The following is a 21,754-nucleotide window of genomic DNA, read 5'->3' as shown; positions in this document are numbered from 1 at the left end:
ACCAGTCCTTAATTCACGCCATTCTGCGGCTTGGCAGAATCGGTAATATCAACAACAGGAATGGCGTCCAGTTGCCACTTCCAGCTCGCTGTAGTGGTTTCTACAGGAATCATTTCAATACAGTCCGTTGGGCAAGGTGCGACACACAGGTCACAACCGGTGCATTCGTCTTTGATCACCGTATGAAGGGCTTTTGTACCGCCAACTATCGCATCAACCGGACAAGCCTGAATACACTTAGTGCAACCAATGCACATGTCCTCGTGAATAAATGCGACGGTTTTGACGTTATTGTCCAGATCGTGAGCCGAATCTGTTGCTTCAACGCCCATAAGGTCAGCCAGCTTTTCGATGGTGGCCTGACCGCCAGGAGGACACTTGTTGATCTCGTCGCCATTGGCAATTGCTTCTGCATAAGGGCGACACCCAGGGTAGCCACACTGGCCACACTGAGTCTGAGGTAAAATGTTATCAATCTGGTCAACAATCGGATCCGCTTCCACTTTAAAGCGGATCGAGGCAAAGCCTAATATGGCGCCAAATAGGGCAGCGAGTGCTGCTAGGGCCAATACAGCAATAAGAATCGCGCTCATTACAATTTCACCAGTCCAGTAAAGCCCATGAAGGCTAGCGACATCAGGCCGGCGGTGATCATTGCGATCGATGCCCCTTTGAATGGCGCAGGCACATCTGCCGCTGCGATACGCTCACGCATGGATGCAAAGAGGATTAGCACCAGTGAGAAACCGACCGCTGCACCAAATCCATAAATAATGGATTCGATGAAATTGTGGTTTTCGTTGATATTAAGTAGGGCGACCCCTAGTACTGCACAGTTGGTTGTGATCAGCGGTAGGAAAATCCCTAGCAGACGGTAGAGTGTTGGGCTGGTTTTATGCACCACCATTTCGGTGAACTGAACCACCACGGCGATTACCAAAATAAAGCTCATGGTACGCAAATATTCTAGCCCTAAAGGCTCTAGGATATAGCTTTCAACAAGATACGAGCACACTGAAGCTAAGGTCAGGACAAACGTAGTTGCCAACCCCATTCCGATTGCGGTTTCCAGTTTCTTGGAAACACCCATAAATGGACATAAGCCCAAAAACTTTACCAGTACAAAGTTGTTGACCAGCACTGTGCCGACCAGCAACAAAAGATATTCGGTCATAATTATATATTTAAGAGAATCCGATCCCGATATTATCCTGCTTTGCTGAGTCAATAACAACCAAGTAAAGCTAGGGTTTTGTATTGTTGAATGAAAATTATACGGGATATTCTCGATCTCGGAGTAAATTCGTGCTTAAACCTGTAAAAACCGTCATAAAGTAGGGGGATTTTTAGAGCTCTTGGATATTAAGGTTAGCCTGTTAATAGCTTGAGAGAATAAAAAAGCAGACGGATTTAATAAATTGTCAGATGAAACTCTGAGTGTTTACAAAGTGATGAGTGGTGGCAGAGGAGAAAGATCGATAAGCGGTGATTGGCTTAACTCTCCAAATAAAAACAGTGAATTAGACTGCTGGCCTAATAGTTTTTCTAGCGGAATCAAGCTGCGCAGGGCATAAAATCGATGTACATATTGCGTTGTTTCCAAAGGAAGAGCGAGTGTTGAGAATTGTCTGCTGCCAGCTTGTTTTATAGCCCTGGATACTCGGCCTTCGCCCGCATTGTAGGCGGCAAGGGTGAGTGCCAAATCATCAAACTTATTGTGCAAAAACGCCAAATATTCAATAGCTGCCTTCGTACTGGTTTGAATGTCAAATCGTTGATCTTGGCTGGCATCAACTTTAAGGCCGAAGCGTTGTGCTGTGGCTGGCATAAGTTGCCATAACCCTGCTGCATTGGCATGAGAGACAGCTTTAGGATCATAGGAGGACTCAAGCATGGGCAGCAATATGAGTTGTAGTGGCAAAGAGTGTGATGACAACTGCTGAGCGATATCCTGTATTAGAGGTCGATTAACCGTTAAACGTTGCTCGATGTGTTTTTTATAGGGAGTCAGAATTGCCAATTCTTGCTCAAATTCAGTAGGTAAAGGTGAGGCCTTGAGAGGGTATACAGTACAAAGATAAACCGACAAGAGCTTGCACAATGCCCCTTTCCAACCACTGCGAACATTGATCATCTCAACGATGGCTGCTCTTCATAGGTATCTTGGCTTGGCTGAGTGATATGGGACATCAGCTCATGGAAGCTGGCAGAGCTTTGACCATTCTCTTGATTGAGAGCATGACAGTGTTTCACCAGAGATTCTAGCTCACGCCATTGTGCATGAACTTTATTTGATAACGACGGCGGTAATACAGAAAAAAGTTTGCTAATACCGGCTTGATCGCTAGTCAGCCGTAAAGCTTTCATGGCCTGGCTACGTTCACTGGCATGTTGATCAAGCTTTTTAAGCAATGATTTTTGCTCGGCAAGATTTTGATTGAGCTTCGCTGCATCAAAAGACAGATACAGCGATTTTTGCTCTTGCAGCAGTGTCGCTAATTGGCGATACGACTTGATGTCATCGCCTATTGAGGTGAGAAAACGCTGAATCACGCGAGAGGTTTCAGATGCCATATTGAACTCCAGCCTGCGTTACTCGTGACCAGTATGGAATTGAAGCACTGCTTGAGATAGCGCTTTGGTATCCAGTACTAACTCGCCTTTTACCAGTGCATTACGGACTTGTTCCACCTTTTCCATATCTACGTTAGGCAGTGATTGCATTTCTGCCTGTGCTTTATCGATTGCAGCAGTATTGGTGTTGACCATGGCTTCTGAAATCGGTTGAGCAGTCGCAGATTCTGCGGGTTTCTTAGAAGCTTGGTTTAGGCTGGTTTGAGGTACGTGGCCGCCTGCAACTTTGTCGATTTTCATCAATGGGTTCCTTAGTCATCGTGGTTACAGGTTAAGTGCGACCATGATGCGCGAAACATTAAGTCAAAGTAATCACTTTTTTATATCTACCTGAAATGATTATCTCTTTACGAGTCATAAACAGCGAAAATGATAACCGGAGTCCAAAAATCAGAATTGGGTCTGTACCTGATTGAGTCCAGTGACCACCGCTTTAATGACTTTTCCTGAAGAACTGTTCTGAACATCAATTTGTTCACCACGCGTTCCTTGCTCAAGGGCGACACCTTTGGTGGATGCAGTAAATCCGTCTTTGGAGGCGGTTATCACCACTTGATTACCTTTCGCGACCAAAGGCGTGGACGCTAATTTTCTTGGATCTAATATCTGGCCTGAGCGTATGCGCCTAGAGGCAACCATGCCGGAGACTTGAGAGAGCTGGGTAAAGAAATCTTGCTCCCGACTCAGGGTTCTCTTTTCAAGCTTAAGGTTCATGGGTGAAATCGCTTGGTCTCGATTGATGCCTGTTTTGGTCACGACCATCTTGAGAGTCAGCGCTGATTTGATGGTGACATTGATTCGCCATTCCACGGAAGGTACATCGCAGCTAACAGACCGTTTTAGGTTACCGACAGGGAGTGTTTTGTTATCGATACCAGCAATACTTAGTGGTTTTGGGCACATAGGCAGGTGCTTGGCAGCATCAGGGACGCGAAGATCATAATCGAGTTGATAGTCTCCCCAGTTTCTGCTGTTGGCTTGAGCTTGGACCTGCTGTTTAAAGTTAGTTTCAACGGCCTGAATAATAGCCTGCTTGGCACTGGTATTTTCACGGCTTAATACGCCATGGCTGGATAGCATGGCACTGATCAATGCTGCCCAATATAGAGGGGAAAGAATTCGGTTCCTCTGGCTTTTTAATACTTCCGTAATGCGGAAATGACATTTCCTTTCTTTTTTGTAAGTCATTGATTTTGTTTTGTTATTTTTGTGGCATGCATCTTGTCTTATTCATCCTTATTCGAGTCGACTTTAAAGGAAAGAGACATGGCAATTTCATTTGAAAGTGCGTTAGGTGTTCACCCTGATGCGCTGAATTTTCGGGTTCAGCGTACCAAAGTCCTTGCCAGTAACCTAGCAAATGTTGATACCCCGGGTTACTTGGCGAAGGACCTGAGTTTTACCACGGTAATGAATCAGTTATCACCTCATGGAGTGAACAACTCCGTGCCGAAACTGCAGGTCTCTTCTATGTACTCGATCCCTTATCAAAACAGCAAAGACGGCAATACGGTCGAGCTGGGGGTTGAGCAAGGCAAATTCACACAAAACAACATGGACTTTCAGACCAGCCTGACCTTCTTGAATATGAAGTTTCAAGGGCTGGCGAAAGTGATAGAGGGACGATAATCATGTCATTTACCGATATTTACTCGATTGCTGGCTCAGCAATGAATGCTCAGACAGTACGTTTAAACACGGTGGCGAGTAACCTTGCTAACGCAGATGCCGTCTCTGCCAATCCAGATGACGCCTACAAGGCGCTAAAACCTGTGTTCGCCACGGTGTACAGCAAAACTCAGTTGTCAGCGAGTAAAGAAAGTTACCCAAATGCTGAGGTGAGAATTGTTGATGTTGTCCAAAGTGCAGCTCAGGCGGAAAAACGCTTTGAGCCGAGTAACCCGCTGGCTAACGACGAGGGGTATGTTTACTACCCAGATATCGATGTGGTGTCTGAGATGGCAGATATGATGTCAGCCACCCGTAGCTTCGAGACCAATGTTGAAGTGCTGAGCAATGTAAAAAGTATGCAGCAAGGCCTGCTTAGACTAGGGCAGGGCAGCTAATGAGCATCGCTTCTTACAACGCTTTATCTTCTGATACACCAGTTGCTTCAGGGACAAATGCATCATCGGTGACAGGCAATCCACAGGATGCCAATAGTGCCACGTCGCTGGAAAACGAATTCATCAGCTTGATGGTCGCGCAGATCCAAAACCAGGATCCTCTCAACCCACTTGATGGCACTGAGTATGTCAGTCAATTGGCACAGTTCTCTCAGGTACAAAGTACAGAGAACATGGCGTCAATGATGCAAAACAGCATGGTTTTGCTCGATAACATGCAAGTTCTGTCTACGGCCGGGCTGGTAGGTCAGACGGTTTATGTGTCTGGCAATGAATTCGAAATGGGTGACGCGGTTCAAGGCGGAAAAATTGAACTTCAACATCCTTCAAGCCAAGTCAATTTGGTTGTCACAGATGAGTTTGGGCAATCGCGTAAAGTGCCTTTAGGCGCTCATCCCGCGGGAGATGTTGAATTCAGTATCAATCCTGAAGAGCTTGAGCTTAAACCTGGCAAGTACAAGGTATCGGTTCAGGTGCAGGAGGGGCAATCAGCTCCAAACATTCTTTTAGCCGGTCAGGTTGAGCAAGTTCGTATTCCAAGCTCAGGCGGCGCAGCGTTCGTCAATATCGCAGGTGTTGGCAGCGTACCTTTCTATCAAATCACTCAGTTTGGTGCTTAACCAATAAGGAATAAAGAGGTTTAGTTATGAGTTTTAATATTGCCCTAAGTGGCCTTGATGCGACTAACCAAGAGCTGAATACCATCAGCCACAATATTGCCAACGCATCGACTTACGGATTCAAGGGGGCACGTACTGAGTTTGCAGCTGTTTACAACGGTATGCAGCCAGGTGGCGTGGAAGTCGCTTCTATCTCTCAAAACTTTGATAAAAATGGTTCGGTGAGTGGAACGGGCCGAGCAATGGATCTTGCCATCAATGGTAACGGCTTCTTTGTGACCAAAGATAGTGCAGGACAATTGCTTTACACCCGCTCAGGGGTATTTGGTACAGATAAAGACAATTACGTTATTGGCAACACGGGCGCTAAATTGCAAGGCTACAGCGTTGATGGAAACAACAACCTGCTTACGGGAGCCTCGGGCGATATTAAGATCTCGACGTCTTCATTGGCGGCTAAAGCGACTGACAAGATGGCGTTCATCGCCAACCTAGATGCAACCAATTCGATTGTTGACCAGACGGTGAACCCGTTTGACCCTAACAACACTGATTCATTCAACTCCTCTTACACGACAAAAGTTTACGACTCTCAAGGTAAGCCGCATACCGTTACCCAGTATTTCACCAAAACGGCGGATAACGCGTGGGAAGTGAATGTGCAGGTTGATAGCGGGGCAACGGCAGTGTCAACCGTTGCAATGACGTTCAACCCAGATGGCTCTATTGCGACGCCGACAGGCGCTTATAACGTTTCGTTCCCAGCGGCGGGTGCGAACCCAATGAGCATCGATATTGACCTGTCAGGCAGCACTCAATTTGGCACAGGCTTTGGTGTCAGTACTAACAACCCGAATGGTTACACATCGGGTGAACTCGCGGGTGTTCGCGTAGAAGACAACGGCATGGTTTACGCCACATACACTAACGGTCAGTCCCAATTACAGGGTCAAGTTGTGCTGGCGGATTTTGCTAACCCTCAAGGCCTCTCAAAAGTCAGCGGGACAGCCTGGACTCAAAGTTTCAGCTCAGGCGCGCCAGTAATGGGTGTTCCAGGTTCTGGCACTTTGGGTGATCTAACACCGGGAGCGCTAGAAGGTTCAAACGTCGATCTGACGAGCGAGTTGGTCAATCTGATGACAGCACAGCGCAACTATCAGGCGAATGCAAAAACCATTTCGACTAATGACAAACTGACTCAGGCGTTGTTTAACGCAATCTAACGGAGCCTGATATGGACAGTTTGCTATTCACTGCAACATCTGGCGCGAGTCGAGTACTCAAGGCTCAGCATGTTCGTTCAAACAACTTATCCAATGCGGATACCGCTGGTTTTCGTGCTGACATGGAGCGTGTCTCGAGTGTTCAGCTTCAGGGTTCAGGCTTTGATGGCCGTACTATGGTGGTGACCAACTCTGCGTCTACTCGTTTTGATGAAGGTGACATCGTCAAAACGGGGCGTGCATTGGATGTTGCCGTTATGGGGGAAGGCTATCTGACCGTTCAGACGGCTGATGGCCAGGAAGCGTATACCCGCGCAGGTAACATCAAAGTCGACCCGTTCGGCGCTTTATCTATCAATGGTTTCGCGGTTGTCGGTGAAGGTGGCCCTTTGGTTCTTCCAGACTATCAGAAAGTTGAAATCAGCGAACGTGGTCGTATTTCTGTCGTCCCTCCGGGTGGCGGTGCTGAGCTTGAAGTCGGCACGTTGAAGTTGGTGAAGCCGGAAACCACTCAACTGCAGAAAGAGAGCGATAGCTTGCTTCACAGCGTTGATGGCAACCCATTTGAAGTTGACCAAACCGTTCAACTTGCGCCAGAACATATCGAAGGCAGCAACGTATCAGCGATTGATGAGCTGCTGAATGTGATGTCGCTAACACGTAACTTTGAAATGCAGGTGCGGATGATGAAAACCGCAGAGACTTTGGCGCAAGCCGGTAACAAATTAATGTCGTCGCGCTAAGCGTGGCGCAAGGAGTAGAAAATGCACTCAGCATTATGGGTAAGTAAAACGGGCATGGCGGCTCAAGACACTAAAATGACGGCCATCTCTAACAACCTAGCAAACGTTAACACTGTTGGTTTTAAACGTGACCGAGTGGTGTTTGAAGACCTATTTTACAGCATTCAACGCCAGCCGGGAGCGCTGGTGGATCAGGTCAATGAGTTACCATCCGGCGTTCAGTTGGGTAGCGGTGTGCGAGTGGTAGGCACACAAAAGGTGTTCACTCAAGGCAATACGCAAAACACCAGTCAAGAATTGGATCTTGCTGTGATGGGGCAGGGTTTTTTCCAAATCGAAAACTCTGATGGGCAGATCATGTACACCCGTAATGGCCAGTTTCACGTCAATTCGGAAGGCCTAATGGTCAATAGCCAAGGTCTGCCTTTGGAACCGCAAATCCAGATACCCGAGAACGCATTATCGGTTTCCATTGGTGTGGATGGTACGGTGTCGGCTACTACAGCTGACAGCACTGCACCGCAAGAACTCGGTCAAATCACCTTAGCGAAATTCATCAACCCAGCCGGCCTTGAAGCTGTGGGCGGAAACTTATTCCGTGAAACGGAAGCCAGTGGTCAGGCGGATGAGCTGATCGCCGGAGAAGACGGTGTGGGCAGTATTAAACAAGGCTCTTTAGAAGGTTCAAACGTTCAAGTCGTGGAGGAAATGGTTGACATGATCACGACTCAGCGTGCTTACGAGATGAACGCCAAAGTCGTTTCGGCTGCGGATGACATGCTGAAGTTTGTCGCTCAGTCGGTGTAACGGTCAAGTAATAAAGGAACAGGGAATGAAGGCATTATTGAGAGTTTGGCCTCTGGTTGTCATTTTGCTTGCTGGGTGTGCGGGTCGACAGGAGTTTACCCCTCCTGAACCTGATGAAGAAAAATACGCACCGCCTACGCTGGACTATTCACTTCCAGCCGCGCAAAACGGCAGTCTTTATCGTCACCAATATTCCATGACCCTGTTTCAGGACAGGCGAGCGTATCGTGTCGGCGATATGCTCACAGTCGTCCTTTCCGAAGAAACGGAATCGAGCAAAAAAGCCGATACCAAGTATGGTAAAAACTCGAGCGTTGGTTTTGCTACGCCGAGTTTGGGTGGCAAAACCATCGATGAACTCGCCGCTAGTGTCGATGCTCAACGCGCTTTTGATGGTAGTGCATCCAGCTCACAGGGCAACAAATTAGAAGGGGCTATTACTGTGACGGTGCACGAAGTGTTACCTAATGGGGTATTGCGCATCAGTGGTGAAAAATGGATTCGCCTCAATCAGGGCGATGAGTTTATTCGCCTAACGGGTATTGTTCGTGTTGATGATATCAGTCGTAACAATCAGGTCTCTTCTGCACGTATCGGTGATGCGCGAATTACTTATTCAGGTCGAGGTACGCTGGCTGACAGTAATGCTGCTGGCTGGTTAAGCCAATTCTTCAACAGTCCTTGGATGCCGTTTTAATGAAACAGAAAATGACTATGTTTACCGCCGTTCTTAGCTCTCTTTCTCCCCGATTTAGCTCGGCGCATGAGAAGAGGGTTGCTAAGCAAAGAGATTCATTCTTGATGGGGATGTTGCTGGTGTTGTCACTAGGGACAGCGTTACCTGCTCAAGCTGAAGTTGAAATCCCTATCATGGACTTAGTTGATGTGCAGGGTATTCGTGAAAACCAATTGGTTGGTTATGGTCTAGTGGTTGGCCTAGACGGGCAGGGTGACCGCAATCAGGTCAAATTTACCGCGCAATCCATCACCAATATGTTGCGACAATTTGGTGTTCAAATCGACGACAGCACTAACCCAAAATTGCGCAATGTTGCTTCAGTGAGTGTGACTGCTACGGTTGAGCCGATGGCAGGTGCAGGGCAAACGCTGAATGTGGTGGTGTCTTCCATCGGTGATGCCAAGAGTTTGCGCGGCGGTACCCTGCTGCTGACACCACTGCGCGGTATCGATGGTGAGGTGTATGCCGTTGCTCAGGGCAACGTCGTCGTGGGCGGCGTGTCTGCTGAAGGAAAAAGTGGCTCTAAAATCGTCATTAATACCCCGACTTCTGGTCGGATTCCCGGTGGTGCCACGCTGGAACGAGAAGTCCCCAATGACTTTTCAGAGCAAGATAACGTGGTACTGAACCTGAGAAAACCAAGCTTTACGACCGCTAAGAATATTGCACGTGAGATCAATAACATCTTTGGGCCAAAAGTCGCGGTTGCCAAAAACAATGTGCGCATTAGCGTCAAAGCGCCAAAAGACAGCCAGCAGCGTGTGGTCATGATGTCGATGTTAGAAGACATCAGTGTGGTAGAAGGACGCAAACCAGCGCGCATCGTTTTCAACTCTCGTACCGGTACCGTTGTGATAGGTAAAAGTGTCAAGGTCAGTGAAGCGGCGGTAAGCCATGGCAACTTAACGGTCACCATTGCTGAATCGCAACAGGTGAGCCAGCCAAACGCGTTTGCTGACGGTGAAACCAAAGTGGTGGATCAGTCGCTATTGGACGTCAGCGAAGAGCAAGCGCAAATGGTGATCTGGCCTCCGGGTACGGAGCTCAACACAATCGTTAGTGCGGTCAACAGCTTAGGGGCGACACCAACGGATTTGATGTCGATTCTACAAGCCTTGCATGAAGCAGGGGCATTGAATGCAGAGCTGGTAGTGATTTAAGGAGTCTTTATGAAACTTGACGGACTGAACGAACAGTCTTCTATGAACTCGGTGCTTTATCACGATAACAGTGCTCTGATGAACATAAAGAATAGTAACGAACAGGGAGCCGCTCTGGAGACAGTGGCGGGTCAGTTTGAAGCGATGTTTTTACAGTTAGTACTGCGGCAGATGCGCAGTAGTAGTGATGTATTGGCCGACGATGACAGCCCATTCTCCAGCCAGCAACAGGGTGTTTTTCGCGATATGTACGATGGCCAGCTGGCGATTGAAATGTCTAAGAAACAGCATTCTGGTATTTCAGAAATGTTGATTAAACAGCTCAGCCCTTCAATTTCAGAAGTGGCATTTTCAGCCAGTGAGTCAACCTTGCCAGCGAATGACATTCTTAGTGAGGTGGAAGCAAGCTCACACGCTGAAACTTCCGTTGCGCCTAATTCTGCACCTGCACTTCATTCGAGCCAGGAGTCGGTCGCCTCAGTTAGACAAATGTTGGGCGAAGCAGGTGTGACAACGGCTTTCGCCCAACCATTGATTCGAAAAATGGAGCTGTAAATGAATCTCGTCAATATTGCCCTTTCTGGGCTTAACGCGAATCGCGTGGCCCTAGACGTCACAGCGCAAAATGTCTCCAACATTAATACACCGGGATACAGCCGGCAACAAGCTTTGATGGCATCGGTTGGTGGAACGAAACACGACAAGTTACACCCTGGGCTAGGGGTCGAAGTGACCAGTATTCGCCGAGTCACCGATGAGTATCTGGTGAAGCAAACTTGGGCGACAAACAGTCTTTCCGCTTACGCGACTCGCTACAGCAGCACGATGAGTCAACTGGAAAATACGCTCGGCGCTGACGGTTTTAGCCTTTCAGCTGGTTTGGATACGTTATTTTCAGCTCTGAATGATGCAACAGTAAAACCTGAATCGGTGCCTTATCGTCAGCAAATCATTAATGAATCCGAAGCCCTTGCGCGACGTTTTAACACCCTCACTGAATCGCTCTCGCACCAACATAAAGATGTTAACGACCAACGTAATGCGGCCATTGCTCATGCTAACAGTTTGATGACTAATATCGCGGACGTGAACAAACAGATCGTTGAGATGCAAGGTACAGGGGGAAACCCAGCTCAACTAATGGACACCCGCGACACATTAATTGGAGAGTTGTCCCAAGTGGTAGAAGTGAAAACGACATCACAGGCTGATGGTAGTTTGCAGGTGACGCTTTCTTCTGGGCAACCACTGGTTATGGGTGGAGATGCTGCTGTGCTTAAAGCCGTTCCTGACCCAAGTGATCCATACCTTGCTGCTTTGCATGTTGAGTTTGGTACTCAGAGCTTTGCGGTGACGGATACGCCAGGCGGGCAGGTTGGCGCACTGACGGATTATCAGACGGAGGTGTTAAAGCCATACCGTACCGCGATTGACGATATGGCTCAGGCATTAGCCGATGAATTCAATTCTGTACTGGTTACTGGTCAAGATCTCAATGGTCATACGGGTAAGCCTTTGTTCAGTTACGACCCTGCTAATCCTGCTGCAAGCCTGACGATTACTGATTTGAAACCAGAGGAGCTTGCTTTGTCTGGTGACGGTAATCCTGGCAATGCGGATGTACTGGACAGCTTAATTGCTGTCAGTAACAAAGCCGTGTCAATTAGTGGTTTTGGCTCAGTAACATTGAACGATGCATTTGCTGCAATGGTAGGTGAAACAGCAATCAAAGCACGTCAGGCTGATGCGGATTATCAGGCTAAGTTGGCAATGAGTGAACAGGCCGTTGCCGCTCGTGACAACGTCAGTGCCGTAAACAGTGATGAGGAAGCGGCCAATTTAATGACGTTTGCCAACGTTCACAACGCCAATATGAAAGTGATCAGTACAGCGAATCAGCTGTTTGATTCAGTACTTCAGTTATTCTAAATATAGGAAAGACAGATGAGAATTAGTGATACTCAATTCAGTCAGATGATGCTGCAAAGTTTGCAAATTAATAACGCTGGGCTTGGGCAAGTGATGCAGCAAATGTCTACCGGTGAACGTCTGACCAAACTGTCCGACGACCCAATGGCGTCTGTTCAATTACTAAATTTAGAGCGTGAAGGCTCGGCGATCACTCAGTACAAGACTAATATTTCCAATGTGAAGACCGCATTATCCAATCAGGAAGTGCAGCTCGACTCCGTGAATGAAAGTCTAAAGATGATGAATGAGCGTGTGCTATGGGGAGCGAACGGGACGTTAACAAGCAGTGAACGTATTGGCATCATCAGCGAATTGGAAAGTCTACGTTCTTCTGTCGTTTCCGCGTTCAATGCTCAGGATGAAGAAGGCCGTTACTTGTTCTCCGGAACTAAAACAGATACGGCGGCTTTGTCCAACGCGAGTGGTAGCTACGTAATCCAAGGCAATAGTGATAAGCGGGTTGTGACAGTAGCGAAAGGCGTGACGATGGAATCCAATATGACCGCACAGGAAATTCTGGATCTAGGTGGCAATAACGTTCTTAACGATCTTGATGCCTTGATTGCAGAGTTCCAGTCACCCACTCCAGCTTTTCGAACTACGGTTGAATCGACGCTCAGCTCTATCGAAGCAACATCCAGCAACGTGTTAGCTGCGATGACTGAAATGGGTGGTCGTCACAACAACCTAGATTTGATGGATAGTGCTCACGGTGAAAATAAATTGTTTGTTGATAAGGTCAGCAGCGACCTCTCCGCGCTAGATTACGGTGAAGCTTCAGTTCGTTTGAGTAACTACATGGCCGCATTGCAAGCGACTCAAGCTAGCTACGTTAAGATTAACGATCTCAACTTATTCGACCGCATTTGATAAGCAGGAATTGAAATATGGTAATGAGCACAGTTGAGGTTCGCCCACACAATGTCAGATTGACTGGGCACGATAGAGCTTCTATTTCTCCTCCTCGTTCTTCAGAGTCTCATGGTGATAACGGGCAGCGTAACCTAGCTGCCCAAAACCAAACACCAGCATCGTATTCGGTGTCTGGTGTTTTGCTTACTCAGGGGCAACAAAATGCCACCTCAGTTCAGATTGCGACACGCTCTTTACAAGCCATAGGCGGTGAGTTGGCCAAGATTAAGCAGGGCCTTACTCGAGCAATGAATCTTGGCGCGAGCAATGTGGCCGGTTTAAAAGAAGGCTTAACAGGAGCCAAAGCAAACATAGAGCGCATTCTAGACAACGCACGTTTTGACGGTAACAAGGTGATCGACAACGAGCTGACGCTCAAGCTCGACAAAGCGGATATGCGTCGTTTCTCAATTCCCGGGCTAAACATCCATCGTTTGAGTGATAAAGCGGAACAAATTCGCCTCGACTTCCCACAAGGAAACTCAGTGATGGTTGAGTTTGATGGCCTGTCAGAGGGCAAGCAAACCGTCAAGATGCTAGACCGAAGCCTGATTCCTCTTGGGCTCAGAGCCTCGTTGTCTGAGGATGGAACGATACTATTTGAATCCTCAGAGAAGGCTTATCAGCAGATGCAACAGAAGGTGATGGTCACGGGGCAGGGGCATCGTTTCCCTGCTGGGCAATCTAATGTGATGACGCTTAAAGCGGAACCAGAAGGTATTGCCGAGCTAAGCTTTGACTTGAGCTCACGCGACGGAATCAAACAGACCATCGCCAAGGTGAACCAGCTCTTCCGTCAAGTACAGGTTGGGTTAGAGCAGGCGAGCGCAGTGGGTTCTGAATTGACGATGCAAATGCAAACGCTTCATAAGCAGTCTTCGGTGATTTCTGCTCACCAAGTCGAAGACAAACTTAAACTCTTCGATGAGAATTCAGGTCAGTTTTCCACAGCCTTTATGGCTCTCAATGCTCAGGCGAACGTAAAGCGTCATTCTGTGGTGGCGTTGATGAGAAGCTAAGACGGAAGCCCAGCTAAAACAATTGACCGATTTCTATTGCTCGTTTGGCTCTTCATTAATTGAAGAGCATTTTTTTTGCCTAAAGGAAAGTCGCGTCAGACCAGAAAGAAGAAGTACAGGAAGCAGACGAAAGCCAGTAGCGTTGCTGATAACGTTGGGTAAATAATGTAAGAATCGCGCTTGTCAGTACGTTGAAAGCAGAGAAAAGTGAGTAGGACATTGTAGATAAGCAGTAGAGTGCTAATGGCCGTGCCTCCATTTAAAGTCAGGTTGTACAACTGGCTAAGGAATAGAGAAAGCAACACGTAGTCGATGACAATCAGCCACATAAAGGCTTTTTGTAATCCATCTTTTTTGGCGTGTCGGACCGTATATTGAGGCATGTGCTTTTACGCTTGAGTTAGTAGGCGCTGCAAGAGCGCCTGAGAGAGTTAAAGTTGTTGAAGCGCTGGCTTCGAAGGAGCTTGGGTGCCGGAAAAGTTAATCACTTCCTGGCGAATTACTGGCTGATTAAACTCTGCTTTCTGTTTTGCTTTTTGCAGTTCGCTGTCAGCTTGATTACCAAAGAAGGTTTCCAATACTTTGGCGGCTGGTGTGGTCAGTATAAACAACTCGATACGTCGGTTCTCACTGGATTCCGGCTCATCTCCATTGAGTAAAGCGCGATCCGACATACCGGTTACTTGCAATACTCGCTCGTCGGGCATCCCACCTGAAACGAGAGTCTGTCTGGCGATATTCGCGCGTGATGCTGATAACTCCCAATTCGAACGGCGTTCAACATGACCTTTGAACCGGGTAGAATCCGTATGACCGCTAATGATCAGTGGGTTCTCTACCCGCTTAAAGACAGGCGCCAACGCAAGGAGAAGATCTTCAAAGAATGGTGTTAGTTCTGACCCGCCACGACTGAACATATGCTGCTTATAATCGTCTTGCAGAACAATCCGTAAACCCTGTGGTGTCACTGTGACATTGACATTCCCCTGAGCGCTGATTTGGCGAACCGCTTCTTTTATTACCTTCGCCAATGCTGCCAGTCGCTCTTGAGTGTCGAATGTGCCCGGGATCAGAGAATCGGTTTCCGGACCATCACCATCGCCTTGAAAGAATGAACTGACAATATGTGTCGAATCATGCCGGCTCGGTACGGAAGAGTCGGCAGCCAAGTCAATAGGAGAGATACTTTGTGAGGTATCAAACGGGTTACCGTAACTCTTGTCAAAGACGCTTGCACTTTGAAGGTGAGCCACAATCGCCTTGCGCTCTTCCTTATCGACAATCTGCATCACCCATAAGACCAAAAATAGAGCCATTAGGGCGATCATGAAATCAGCGAAAGCGACTTTCCAAGCGCCTCCGTGGAAGTCATCATCAGCGACGGTCTTGGTTCGTTTGAACACCACCTGTTCTTGTCTTTGCATTACGCCTCCTGCTCAGAGAGCCACTTCTCCATCTGATTGAATGTCGGTTTAATGTCTAACTGGATGTGCTTACGGCCGGCATCGATGGCAAGTAACGTGGGTTTTTTCGCCACATAGGCCACCAGTGTTGCTCTAACACACTCGAATGCGGTCATGTTGCGCTTTACACGCTGCGCCATAGCATTGCTGAGCGGATCAAGGCAGCAGTAACAGCCAAAAATACCAACAAATGTTCCAACCAGAGCTGCAGCGACGTGGTAGCCCACTAGGGCGATTGAGCCATCAATAGCCTGCATCGTAATGATGATGCCACCCACAGCCGCTAGGATACCAAAGCCCGGCAGTGCTTCAGCCGTTCTCTGCATTGAGCGAGAAGGCAGCAGCATTTCGGTTTGAATGGCTTCGATTTCCTGTTCCAGTAAACCTTCTAACTCGTGAGGCGACATTTGACCCATGGCCATTAAACGCAAGTTGTCAGTAATGAAAGAAATCAGCCGATAATCTGAACCTACTTTCGGGTAGGCGAGAAAGATCGAACTCTGATCAGGGGCTTCAATATGAGAGTCGAGAAACTTAAAGCCTCGGCTACGTGCTGTTTCAAGCAGGTTATTAAGTAGAGCCATCAGCTCCATGTAGTACTCATACTCTTCGCGTGGGGCGGAAATGGTAGCACGGACTTGCTGACGCATTTCTTTTAGAACTTGTGGTGGGTTACCTATGATCAAAGAACCTGCAGCGGCACCAATGATGATCAGAAATTCAGCCGGTTGCCAGATAGCGCCAAGCTTACCGCCTGCCCACATATATCCGCCAAAGACACACAGTAAGACGGTGATGGCTCCAAAAAACTTTTGCATTTGTGACTCCTAGGAGGATAAGTAGTGGTTGAGTTGTTTGAGTGCTTGCTTGTGTAGCTGACAAATCCTTGGAGGCGTCAGATCAAGCACTAAAGCGATTTCGTGAAGGTTAAGTTCGTGTTGATAAAACAGCGTCAAAAGCAGTTGATCTCTTTTCGGCAATTTATCTAAAGCGACTTCGAGACTGCGACGAGTTTGCTCATGGGACATTCCGTCATAAACAGCGTCAGATTGTGCTTCGATACCGTTCTCAATCAATTGATCAAGACTCTGCATTTCTCCGGCCAGCGCCGCATTTTGTCGAGTAAGATAATCTTGTTCGTCTGTTCCCAATGCCTTGATGATTTCAGCATCGGTTGGTTGCCTGCCAAGAGAACGCATCAAATCGCGGGTTACATCATTAAGTTCATGAGCCTGCTGACGCGTTTTTCTTGACCGCCAATCCAGCCGTCGTAACTCGTCTAATATTGCTCCGCGGATGCGACACACGGCAAAGGCAGGGAAGTTGGGATCTTCGACATTTCCGTATCGACGGCCCGCTTCCAGTAAACCAATAAGGCCAATTTGCTGCATATCTTCGATGCTACAGTGCGGTGTCGCGTGAGCTCTGAGCTGATTGACGATACGGTTGACCAACACCTGATGTTTTTTGAGTAACTTGTTCTCATCAATAGGGATGGAAGGTGAACTGATTTCACCTTCTACGCCGTATTCTTCCTGAAAATTCATATCCAACATGGGCCGTGCTCCTTATTGCACGACGTATTTCGTCAGCAAGACATCATCGATGTCGCGAAGAATGTCGGTTTTTTCAAAGGCCAGCAGTACCGTTTGTTTGACCTGATTCTGCAGCAGGTTAACGGCGCCATCTTGATGAAGGTCTTCGTAGGTTTTGTCACTGAAAAGCTTAAGTAACGAATTCCGTACAACCGGCATGTAGTCATCGATATTCTGAATTCGTTCTGGACGGCGAGTTTCAATCGCGACTTCTAACATAACAAAGTGAGTCTGACGCTTACCTTTGACACTCAGAACAATTTTATCCAGTGAGTGGAAGCTAGGTGTCTGAGCTGGTTGACGTTCTTCGATGAGAAAAGCGAGAGGAGAACCTGAGAAAAATGATTCTGACTGGGGACTGTCTCCCGACTGCTTTATGAGCCAAATTCCGCCGATGACGGTTGCTGCTGAAACCAGAGCACTGGTGAGAATCATCGCTGCAAAGAGCGCGATCATTTGTTGTTTTGTCATAACCCTATTCCTAATTATGCGTGTGTGCTGAGCCAATGCTCTGATGGATCATTGGTATTGTCTGAATTGGCAAACTCGCGACTGTCGAATATGTGTGTTTGATGTTCACCTTGATGAGGTGACGGGTCGCGCTCGCTTTCTCCTGAGCCTACGTTGACGTCGACATGGACAAAGTTTTGGTCTTGCAACTCAGCACGTAGCCTGTCAGAAACCTGAAGCAAGGCTTCCCTAGTTGCGGCCGCATTGGCGTTGATTTGCACGTTGAGGCGATCGCCATCAACACGAACCAGCAAGTCCAGTTTCCCAAGCTCTGGCGGGTCAAGACGGATTTTGGCTTCTTGCATACTTTGTTGTGCTTGAAGCGAGACTCTATCATGCAGCACCTGGATCATTTGCTCGCCCCACTTAGCCGCACTCGTATCGACCTTAACTGCTGCCCACTCTGTCGTTTGTACAGATGTTGTTGTAGGTTGTTGATGAGAGACTTGAAGTTGTGTTTGTGTTGAGGCTAACGTTTGCAGAGCACTCTGTACTGATGGGCTTTGGTTGATAGGCGTGTCGATACTCAAAGGCCCGCCTGCTTGCTTGACCAATTGACTGCTGATTGTTTGTGACGTCATTTTGTCTGACGAATTTGTTGCTGAAACGGGGGCGGCATTGAACGCTTGAGAACCGTCCACTGCTCGTTTTTGTTTCAGTTGCAGCGATGCCAAAGTATTCATGGTCGCAGAGTGTTCTTTTAGTAGATGAGGGCTTTCAATCGATAGCGTAGTCGTATGATCTGAGCTATTTTCCTGCCCTAGCATTTCCTCGCTATCATCAGTGAAGGTTACGGCAGTTTGTTTAGCATTTGGCTGACTGCCAGTAAGCGTCGATGCTGGTTGCCCCATGAGAGTAAAGCCAGTGTTTTGTTCGGCAGGCTGACCGAATCCACGGGCTTTTTGGATCGTACCATCAGCGGATAACTGCTCTGGTCTTTGACTTGTCATGGTGTGCAGTGAAGGTGTATTCATTGCTAGTACTCCATGGTCATGGCAAGTTGGTAAGCTTTTGCTCGCTCATGTTGAGCGTCGACAACATTAATCTCGGCTTCCAGCTCGTTGATGGCTTTATCCAGTGCGTCAAAAGCCTGTTTGTGTACCGATTTAACTTCAGTAATGACAGGCGCAAGTCGGGGATCTTTGAGATAGGGCTGATGGCTTTCTAGCAGCTCTCTTAATTGAAGATCGTAGCGTTTTAGCCCTTGCCAATCTTGGGTTTTTGTTGCGATCTGAATCAGTTTGGCGAGATGGCGAAACCGTTCAGGGGACACTTTATGCTTGCTGACCAAAACTCATCCACCCTTCTCGTATATTGTTCATGACGTGTTCCACGCTCGTGAGTTTGTCTAGGTTGTTTTGTACGCTTGCTTGATAAAGCTCGACCTGACAGAAGTCGTAGAGTTGGTGGAGGTTTTCAGCGATTTCGCCGCCGTTTTCTGCATCAAGTGCGCTGTCTAAACCAACCAAAATGTTCATACATTTGTTGATGCCAGCCCCTTTCTCTGCAAGGCGGCCCGCGGCCATGTGACCGCGGACTCGTTCGATTTCGTTGAGTAACCCATCGATCAACATCACCACCAGTTGATGTGGGTTTGCCGAGGCTGCCTGAGCATCAAGATCGACCTGTTGATAAGAGTTGTAGCCTGAATCCATTAACATAAAATCGTCTCCTGGTGGCCGTTAACCAAACATCGACATGGTTTGGTTCATTTGGCGCATAATGGTGTTCATTTGAGTAAATTGCTTGAGGTAGCGGTCGTAAGCCATATCGTATTTACGGTCCAGCACGACCTGCTTGTCGCTGATGCGATCAATGTTCTGCTTTAGTGCGTCTTTACGAGATTTAAATAGGCCGGAGGAGAATTGCAGGTAAGGCTCAATGATGGTGTCGATGCTATCCAAGAGATTGCCGTCGCCATTAAACATCGCTTCAAGACCTGCACTATTATCGATTTGAGCCTGTTCAAACTTTTCAGAATCGATCTTCATTTTGCCGTTACGATCAATCTCAATACCGACTTGACTTAGGCGCAGGCCACCGAAATCTCCACGCACAACAGACTTCACCTGGCTTTCAATGGCTCGTAGGGTAGGGTCACTGGCTAGAACAGCCCGAGTGTTGTTTTCCGTATCTACCTTGGTGTATTCGTCAACGGTCGACATCAGCTTGTTATAGGCATCAACGAACTGAGTAACTTGCTCTTTAGTGGCGTCGTTGTCACCGCTGACACTGAGCGTTAACGGCGATTCGCCAGTTTCCTGGGCCTTGCTGACAGTGATGTCGAGGCCATCGATAGCATCACTAAAGGTATTGCTGCTGCCTTCGAGTTTAAGGCCTGAATCTTTGGCACCTAACCAGATAATGGCGTCTTTTGCTTCGCTAATCTGATTTAGGTTTGTGAAGGCATCTTCAAACCAACTTTGGCCGATTCCAGTTGCTGAGACTTCAATCTTGTTAGCGACCCCCGTTTCTTCACTGGAGAGCATAAAGTGGGTTTGTCCACCGGAGCGAACTAAGGTAGCGTTAACGCCCGGATTATCGGAGTCATTGTTGATTGCTGAAGTTAAGTCGGCCATAGTCGCTTTGCCGTCTCCATCACTGTCTAGAGTGGAGAGATCCAGCGTCATTGTCTCGCCGTTGATTTTAAATTCGAGCGTGCCCGTCAGCGGTATTTCAGTTGTCGGCTCCAGGTTTGCAGGCATACCCGTTGAGACTTGATGTGCTGTTGCGATCTGCTCAACAAAGATCTGGTAACTGCCTGTCAGTGCTTTGGAGTCTGCACTGGCAGTGAAGAACCCCTCACTCGACACGGTTGCGCTATTTTTGATGATCCCTGATGTGCTGTTGTTCATGTCATTCACAGCGGTACGGAATTCACGCAATGCAGATTCGACTTTGCCAAGTGCATCCAGTTGAGATTGGTACTGGGAGGCCTGATTGGTGTAGCGCTGTCTAAATGACTGGACGTCGAAGGTGGCGAGTTGCTGTGCCATCGTAGCTGGATCGATTGAACTCATCAGAGTACTCCCTTGTCTTTTGTGTATGACCGTTGTGGTTCATATCGCTATCATCATTCTGATTTGATTAGAAAAATAGCAAGATAAGTGCCATTCACTTAGCTTTTAAATATCAATAAGTTATGTTTTTTTTCTTGGTTTTGCGGAAGTGTGACTTCCCATGGCTGAGTTCCGCTGTTTCCTTGAATGAAGATCAGCTTTGCTCAATGTTTTAAGGCGACCAAATGGCAGGGGTTGTTAAATGAAAAAAGCGTTTGATGAGAGACTTTAAAACCAAAAAAAGCCTCCGCAAGGGAGGCTAAAATCACTGGAGTAAAATAAATAGAAGAGTGTCTATCGCTTATTAGCGAAGTAGAGACATTGCCATGCTTGGCATTTGGTTCGTTTGAGCAAGAACCGTAGTGCCTGCTTGCATTAGCATTTGGTTCTTCGTCATGTTTGAAGATTCAACCGCGAAATCAGCATCTGTGATTCGGCCTTTCGCAGCCGCCGTGTTTTCAGACACGTTTGCTAGGTTATTGATGGTGTGCTCGAGACGGTTAATGTTTGCACCTAGTGATGAACGAACAGTGTTGATTTTATCAAATAAGCCATCAACAACAGCGATTTGAGCGTTAGAGTTAGCATTAGTATCAAGGTCACCTGTTGTAGTGAAGTCTACGTCGCCTAGTGCAGTAGACACGTCAACAGTGAGCTTCTCTGCACCTGATGCGCCGATTTGAAAATCTACTGCTGCAGCAAGTTTACCACCAGTCAGTAGCTTTTGACCTGCACCGTATGTGGTTTCACCCATAATACGTACCGCTTCTTTCTCAAGCTCTTGATATTCTGAGTTTAGCGCTGAAAGCTCAGTGGTACCGTTTGTGCCGTTCGCACCTTGAGTAGCAAGGTCTTTCATGCGGTAAGCAATGTTAGTTAGCTCTTCTAGTGCGCCGTCTGCTGTTTGCAGCATTGAGATTGCATCTTGAGAGTTACGCATCGCAACTGACATGCCACGAGTTTGCGCTTCTAATTTGTTAGCGATAGTCAGACCTGCGGCATCATCCGCTGCAGAGTTGATACGCATACCAGTACTTAGGCGCTCCATAGCGGTTGTCAGTAGATCGTTTGTGCTGCTTAGTGTGTTCTGTGTAACGAGTGATGCGTAGTTAGTGTGCATTGATAAAGCCATTATGGTCTCCTTCGGTTTTCACAATACTCAGATTTTGGCTT

28 protein-coding genes are annotated in these 21,754 nt (G+C 47.6%); 12 read left to right on the top strand and 16 right to left on the bottom strand.

The window, feature by feature from the left end; all coding sequences use genetic code 11:
• Positions 1 to 8: 8 nt before the first annotated feature.
• The 6 genes from rsxB to flgA form a co-directional block, all read right to left on the bottom strand.
• Positions 9 to 593 (bottom strand): electron transport complex subunit RsxB, encoded by a 585-nt coding sequence (gene rsxB / locus CTT30_RS10860; RefSeq protein ID WP_239865472.1) that lies wholly within the window; start codon positions 591 to 593, stop codon positions 9 to 11.
• On the bottom strand, positions 593 to 1,174 hold the full coding sequence (gene rsxA / locus CTT30_RS10855; protein WP_006963066.1) for an electron transport complex subunit RsxA: 582 nt from the start codon (positions 1,172 to 1,174) through the stop codon (positions 593 to 595). The genes rsxB and rsxA overlap by 1 nt, the downstream gene beginning before the upstream one ends.
• A gap of 267 nt (positions 1,175 to 1,441) precedes the next feature.
• The gene (locus CTT30_RS10850; protein WP_252035166.1) at positions 1,442 to 2,134 is read right to left on the bottom strand and encodes a lytic transglycosylase domain-containing protein; all 693 of its coding nucleotides are present in this window, start codon (positions 2,132 to 2,134) and stop codon (positions 1,442 to 1,444) included.
• The gene (flgN, locus tag CTT30_RS10845) at positions 2,131 to 2,574 is read right to left on the bottom strand and encodes a flagellar protein FlgN (RefSeq protein ID WP_252035165.1); all 444 of its coding nucleotides are present in this window, start codon (positions 2,572 to 2,574) and stop codon (positions 2,131 to 2,133) included. Before flgN ends, CTT30_RS10850 begins: the two co-directional genes overlap by 4 nt.
• A gap of 18 nt (positions 2,575 to 2,592) precedes the next feature.
• Complete coding sequence (gene flgM / locus CTT30_RS10840) at positions 2,593 to 2,874, bottom strand: flagellar biosynthesis anti-sigma factor FlgM (RefSeq protein ID WP_252035164.1); 282 nt, start codon at positions 2,872 to 2,874, stop codon at positions 2,593 to 2,595.
• 150 nt (positions 2,875 to 3,024) lie between these two features.
• Positions 3,025 to 3,822 (bottom strand): flagellar basal body P-ring formation chaperone FlgA, encoded by a 798-nt coding sequence (flgA, locus tag CTT30_RS10835; RefSeq protein ID WP_252035163.1) that lies wholly within the window; start codon positions 3,820 to 3,822, stop codon positions 3,025 to 3,027.
• 78 nt (positions 3,823 to 3,900) lie between these two features.
• On the opposite strand from flgA, the gene flgB reads away from it, so the two are divergent.
• The 12 genes from flgB (at position 3,901) to CTT30_RS10775 (ending at position 13,954) form a co-directional block, all read left to right on the top strand.
• Positions 3,901 to 4,263 carry a flagellar basal body rod protein FlgB gene (gene flgB, locus CTT30_RS10830; RefSeq protein WP_239838125.1) on the top strand — a complete coding sequence of 121 codons (363 nt, stop codon included), beginning with the start codon at positions 3,901 to 3,903 and terminating at the stop codon, positions 4,261 to 4,263.
• Between the two features lie 2 nt (positions 4,264 to 4,265).
• Positions 4,266 to 4,700, top strand: coding sequence for a flagellar basal body rod protein FlgC (gene flgC / locus CTT30_RS10825; protein WP_239838126.1), 435 nt, complete (start codon positions 4,266 to 4,268; stop codon positions 4,698 to 4,700).
• Entirely contained in the window at positions 4,700 to 5,380 is a 681-nt protein-coding gene (gene flgD, locus CTT30_RS10820; RefSeq protein WP_239865494.1) for a flagellar hook assembly protein FlgD, read from the top strand. The genes flgC and flgD overlap by 1 nt, the downstream gene beginning before the upstream one ends.
• A 26-nt stretch (positions 5,381 to 5,406) precedes the next feature.
• A complete protein-coding gene (gene flgE, locus CTT30_RS10815; RefSeq protein ID WP_252035162.1) occupies positions 5,407 to 6,603 on the top strand; it encodes a flagellar hook protein FlgE in 1,197 nt (398 codons plus the stop codon).
• An 11-nt stretch (positions 6,604 to 6,614) separates the two neighbouring features.
• Complete coding sequence (locus tag CTT30_RS10810; protein ID WP_252035161.1) at positions 6,615 to 7,346, top strand: flagellar basal-body rod protein FlgF; 732 nt, start codon at positions 6,615 to 6,617, stop codon at positions 7,344 to 7,346.
• Positions 7,347 to 7,367: 21 nt separating this feature from the next.
• On the top strand, positions 7,368 to 8,153 hold the full coding sequence (gene flgG / locus CTT30_RS10805; RefSeq protein WP_252035160.1) for a flagellar basal-body rod protein FlgG: 786 nt from the start codon (positions 7,368 to 7,370) through the stop codon (positions 8,151 to 8,153).
• A gap of 25 nt (positions 8,154 to 8,178) precedes the next feature.
• Positions 8,179 to 8,850, top strand: a complete 672-nt coding sequence (gene flgH, locus CTT30_RS10800) for a flagellar basal body L-ring protein FlgH (protein ID WP_239838131.1) — start codon at positions 8,179 to 8,181, stop codon at positions 8,848 to 8,850.
• A 104-nt stretch (positions 8,851 to 8,954) separates the two neighbouring features.
• The gene (locus CTT30_RS10795) at positions 8,955 to 10,052 is read left to right on the top strand and encodes a flagellar basal body P-ring protein FlgI (protein ID WP_275666164.1); all 1,098 of its coding nucleotides are present in this window, start codon (positions 8,955 to 8,957) and stop codon (positions 10,050 to 10,052) included.
• A gap of 9 nt (positions 10,053 to 10,061) precedes the next feature.
• Positions 10,062 to 10,607, top strand: a complete 546-nt coding sequence (locus CTT30_RS10790; protein WP_239865500.1) for a rod-binding protein — start codon at positions 10,062 to 10,064, stop codon at positions 10,605 to 10,607.
• Complete coding sequence (gene flgK, locus CTT30_RS10785; protein WP_252035159.1) at positions 10,608 to 11,981, top strand: flagellar hook-associated protein FlgK; 1,374 nt, start codon at positions 10,608 to 10,610, stop codon at positions 11,979 to 11,981.
• A gap of 15 nt (positions 11,982 to 11,996) precedes the next feature.
• Positions 11,997 to 12,893, top strand: coding sequence for a flagellar hook-associated protein FlgL (gene flgL / locus CTT30_RS10780; protein WP_239865509.1), 897 nt, complete (start codon positions 11,997 to 11,999; stop codon positions 12,891 to 12,893).
• A gap of 17 nt (positions 12,894 to 12,910) precedes the next feature.
• A complete protein-coding gene (locus CTT30_RS10775; protein WP_252035158.1) occupies positions 12,911 to 13,954 on the top strand; it encodes a flagellin in 1,044 nt (347 codons plus the stop codon).
• A gap of 95 nt (positions 13,955 to 14,049) precedes the next feature.
• On the opposite strand, the gene CTT30_RS10770 is transcribed toward CTT30_RS10775, so the two are convergent.
• From CTT30_RS10770 to lafA, 10 genes are all read right to left on the bottom strand, one after another.
• Entirely contained in the window at positions 14,050 to 14,337 is a 288-nt protein-coding gene (locus CTT30_RS10770; RefSeq protein ID WP_239838136.1) for a hypothetical protein, read from the bottom strand.
• Between the two features lie 48 nt (positions 14,338 to 14,385).
• On the bottom strand, positions 14,386 to 15,378 hold the full coding sequence (locus CTT30_RS10765; RefSeq protein WP_239838137.1) for a flagellar motor protein MotB: 993 nt from the start codon (positions 15,376 to 15,378) through the stop codon (positions 14,386 to 14,388).
• Entirely contained in the window at positions 15,378 to 16,235 is an 858-nt protein-coding gene (gene motA / locus CTT30_RS10760) for a flagellar motor stator protein MotA (RefSeq protein ID WP_239865511.1), read from the bottom strand. The genes CTT30_RS10765 and motA overlap by 1 nt, the downstream gene beginning before the upstream one ends.
• 9 nt (positions 16,236 to 16,244) lie before the next feature.
• Positions 16,245 to 16,973: a FliA/WhiG family RNA polymerase sigma factor gene (locus CTT30_RS10755; protein ID WP_239865512.1), complete on the bottom strand. Its 729-nt coding sequence runs from the start codon at positions 16,971 to 16,973 to the stop codon at positions 16,245 to 16,247.
• 12 nt (positions 16,974 to 16,985) lie between these two features.
• Positions 16,986 to 17,483 carry a flagellar basal body-associated FliL family protein gene (locus CTT30_RS10750; RefSeq protein WP_252035157.1) on the bottom strand — a complete coding sequence of 166 codons (498 nt, stop codon included), beginning with the start codon at positions 17,481 to 17,483 and terminating at the stop codon, positions 16,986 to 16,988.
• Positions 17,484 to 17,497: 14 nt separating this feature from the next.
• Positions 17,498 to 18,496: a flagellar hook-length control protein FliK gene (locus tag CTT30_RS10745; RefSeq protein WP_252035156.1), complete on the bottom strand. Its 999-nt coding sequence runs from the start codon at positions 18,494 to 18,496 to the stop codon at positions 17,498 to 17,500.
• Between the two features lie 2 nt (positions 18,497 to 18,498).
• Complete coding sequence (locus tag CTT30_RS10740; RefSeq protein WP_239838142.1) at positions 18,499 to 18,813, bottom strand: LafD; 315 nt, start codon at positions 18,811 to 18,813, stop codon at positions 18,499 to 18,501.
• On the bottom strand, positions 18,797 to 19,183 hold the full coding sequence (gene fliS, locus CTT30_RS10735; RefSeq protein WP_239838143.1) for a flagellar export chaperone FliS: 387 nt from the start codon (positions 19,181 to 19,183) through the stop codon (positions 18,797 to 18,799). The genes CTT30_RS10740 and fliS overlap by 17 nt, the downstream gene beginning before the upstream one ends.
• 21 nt (positions 19,184 to 19,204) lie before the next feature.
• A complete protein-coding gene (gene fliD / locus CTT30_RS10730; RefSeq protein WP_252035155.1) occupies positions 19,205 to 20,542 on the bottom strand; it encodes a flagellar filament capping protein FliD in 1,338 nt (445 codons plus the stop codon).
• A gap of 343 nt (positions 20,543 to 20,885) precedes the next feature.
• Entirely contained in the window at positions 20,886 to 21,713 is an 828-nt protein-coding gene (gene lafA / locus CTT30_RS10725) for a lateral flagellin LafA (protein WP_239838145.1), read from the bottom strand.
• Positions 21,714 to 21,754: the final 41 nt, after the last annotated feature.

The organism is Vibrio coralliilyticus (assembly GCF_024449095.1).
GTDB classification, from domain to species: domain Bacteria; phylum Pseudomonadota; class Gammaproteobacteria; order Enterobacterales; family Vibrionaceae; genus Vibrio; species Vibrio coralliilyticus_A.
This window is presented reverse-complemented; position numbering and strand designations above follow the sequence as displayed.

What these genes read in the sequence shown, in the direction of transcription:
- rsxB (WP_239865472.1), bottom strand. Translation starts at nt 593, where the DNA reads ATGAGCGCGATTCTTATTGCTGTATTGGCCCTAGCAGCACTCGCTGCC.
- rsxA (WP_006963066.1), bottom strand. Translation starts at nt 1,174, where the DNA reads ATGACCGAATATCTTTTGTTGCTGGTCGGCACAGTGCTGGTCAACAAC.
- CTT30_RS10850 (WP_252035166.1), bottom strand. Translation starts at nt 2,134, where the DNA reads ATGATCAATGTTCGCAGTGGTTGGAAAGGGGCATTGTGCAAGCTCTTG.
- flgN (WP_252035165.1), bottom strand. Translation starts at nt 2,574, where the DNA reads ATGGCATCTGAAACCTCTCGCGTGATTCAGCGTTTTCTCACCTCAATA.
- flgM (WP_252035164.1), bottom strand. Translation starts at nt 2,874, where the DNA reads ATGAAAATCGACAAAGTTGCAGGCGGCCACGTACCTCAAACCAGCCTA.
- flgA (WP_252035163.1), bottom strand. Translation starts at nt 3,822, where the DNA reads ATGACTTACAAAAAAGAAAGGAAATGTCATTTCCGCATTACGGAAGTA.
- flgB (WP_239838125.1), top strand. Translation starts at nt 3,901, where the DNA reads ATGGCAATTTCATTTGAAAGTGCGTTAGGTGTTCACCCTGATGCGCTG.
- flgC (WP_239838126.1), top strand. Translation starts at nt 4,266, where the DNA reads ATGTCATTTACCGATATTTACTCGATTGCTGGCTCAGCAATGAATGCT.
- flgD (WP_239865494.1), top strand. Translation starts at nt 4,700, where the DNA reads ATGAGCATCGCTTCTTACAACGCTTTATCTTCTGATACACCAGTTGCT.
- flgE (WP_252035162.1), top strand. Translation starts at nt 5,407, where the DNA reads ATGAGTTTTAATATTGCCCTAAGTGGCCTTGATGCGACTAACCAAGAG.
- CTT30_RS10810 (WP_252035161.1), top strand. Translation starts at nt 6,615, where the DNA reads ATGGACAGTTTGCTATTCACTGCAACATCTGGCGCGAGTCGAGTACTC.
- flgG (WP_252035160.1), top strand. Translation starts at nt 7,368, where the DNA reads ATGCACTCAGCATTATGGGTAAGTAAAACGGGCATGGCGGCTCAAGAC.
- flgH (WP_239838131.1), top strand. Translation starts at nt 8,179, where the DNA reads ATGAAGGCATTATTGAGAGTTTGGCCTCTGGTTGTCATTTTGCTTGCT.
- CTT30_RS10795 (WP_275666164.1), top strand. Translation starts at nt 8,955, where the DNA reads ATGGGGATGTTGCTGGTGTTGTCACTAGGGACAGCGTTACCTGCTCAA.
- CTT30_RS10790 (WP_239865500.1), top strand. Translation starts at nt 10,062, where the DNA reads ATGAAACTTGACGGACTGAACGAACAGTCTTCTATGAACTCGGTGCTT.
- flgK (WP_252035159.1), top strand. Translation starts at nt 10,608, where the DNA reads ATGAATCTCGTCAATATTGCCCTTTCTGGGCTTAACGCGAATCGCGTG.
- flgL (WP_239865509.1), top strand. Translation starts at nt 11,997, where the DNA reads ATGAGAATTAGTGATACTCAATTCAGTCAGATGATGCTGCAAAGTTTG.
- CTT30_RS10775 (WP_252035158.1), top strand. Translation starts at nt 12,911, where the DNA reads ATGGTAATGAGCACAGTTGAGGTTCGCCCACACAATGTCAGATTGACT.
- CTT30_RS10770 (WP_239838136.1), bottom strand. Translation starts at nt 14,337, where the DNA reads ATGCCTCAATATACGGTCCGACACGCCAAAAAAGATGGATTACAAAAA.
- CTT30_RS10765 (WP_239838137.1), bottom strand. Translation starts at nt 15,378, where the DNA reads ATGCAAAGACAAGAACAGGTGGTGTTCAAACGAACCAAGACCGTCGCT.
- motA (WP_239865511.1), bottom strand. Translation starts at nt 16,235, where the DNA reads ATGCAAAAGTTTTTTGGAGCCATCACCGTCTTACTGTGTGTCTTTGGC.
- CTT30_RS10755 (WP_239865512.1), bottom strand. Translation starts at nt 16,973, where the DNA reads ATGTTGGATATGAATTTTCAGGAAGAATACGGCGTAGAAGGTGAAATC.
- CTT30_RS10750 (WP_252035157.1), bottom strand. Translation starts at nt 17,483, where the DNA reads ATGACAAAACAACAAATGATCGCGCTCTTTGCAGCGATGATTCTCACC.
- CTT30_RS10745 (WP_252035156.1), bottom strand. Translation starts at nt 18,496, where the DNA reads ATGAATACACCTTCACTGCACACCATGACAAGTCAAAGACCAGAGCAG.
- fliS (WP_239838143.1), bottom strand. Translation starts at nt 19,183, where the DNA reads ATGTTAATGGATTCAGGCTACAACTCTTATCAACAGGTCGATCTTGAT.
- fliD (WP_252035155.1), bottom strand. Translation starts at nt 20,542, where the DNA reads ATGAGTTCAATCGATCCAGCTACGATGGCACAGCAACTCGCCACCTTC.
- lafA (WP_239838145.1), bottom strand. Translation starts at nt 21,713, where the DNA reads ATGGCTTTATCAATGCACACTAACTACGCATCACTCGTTACACAGAAC.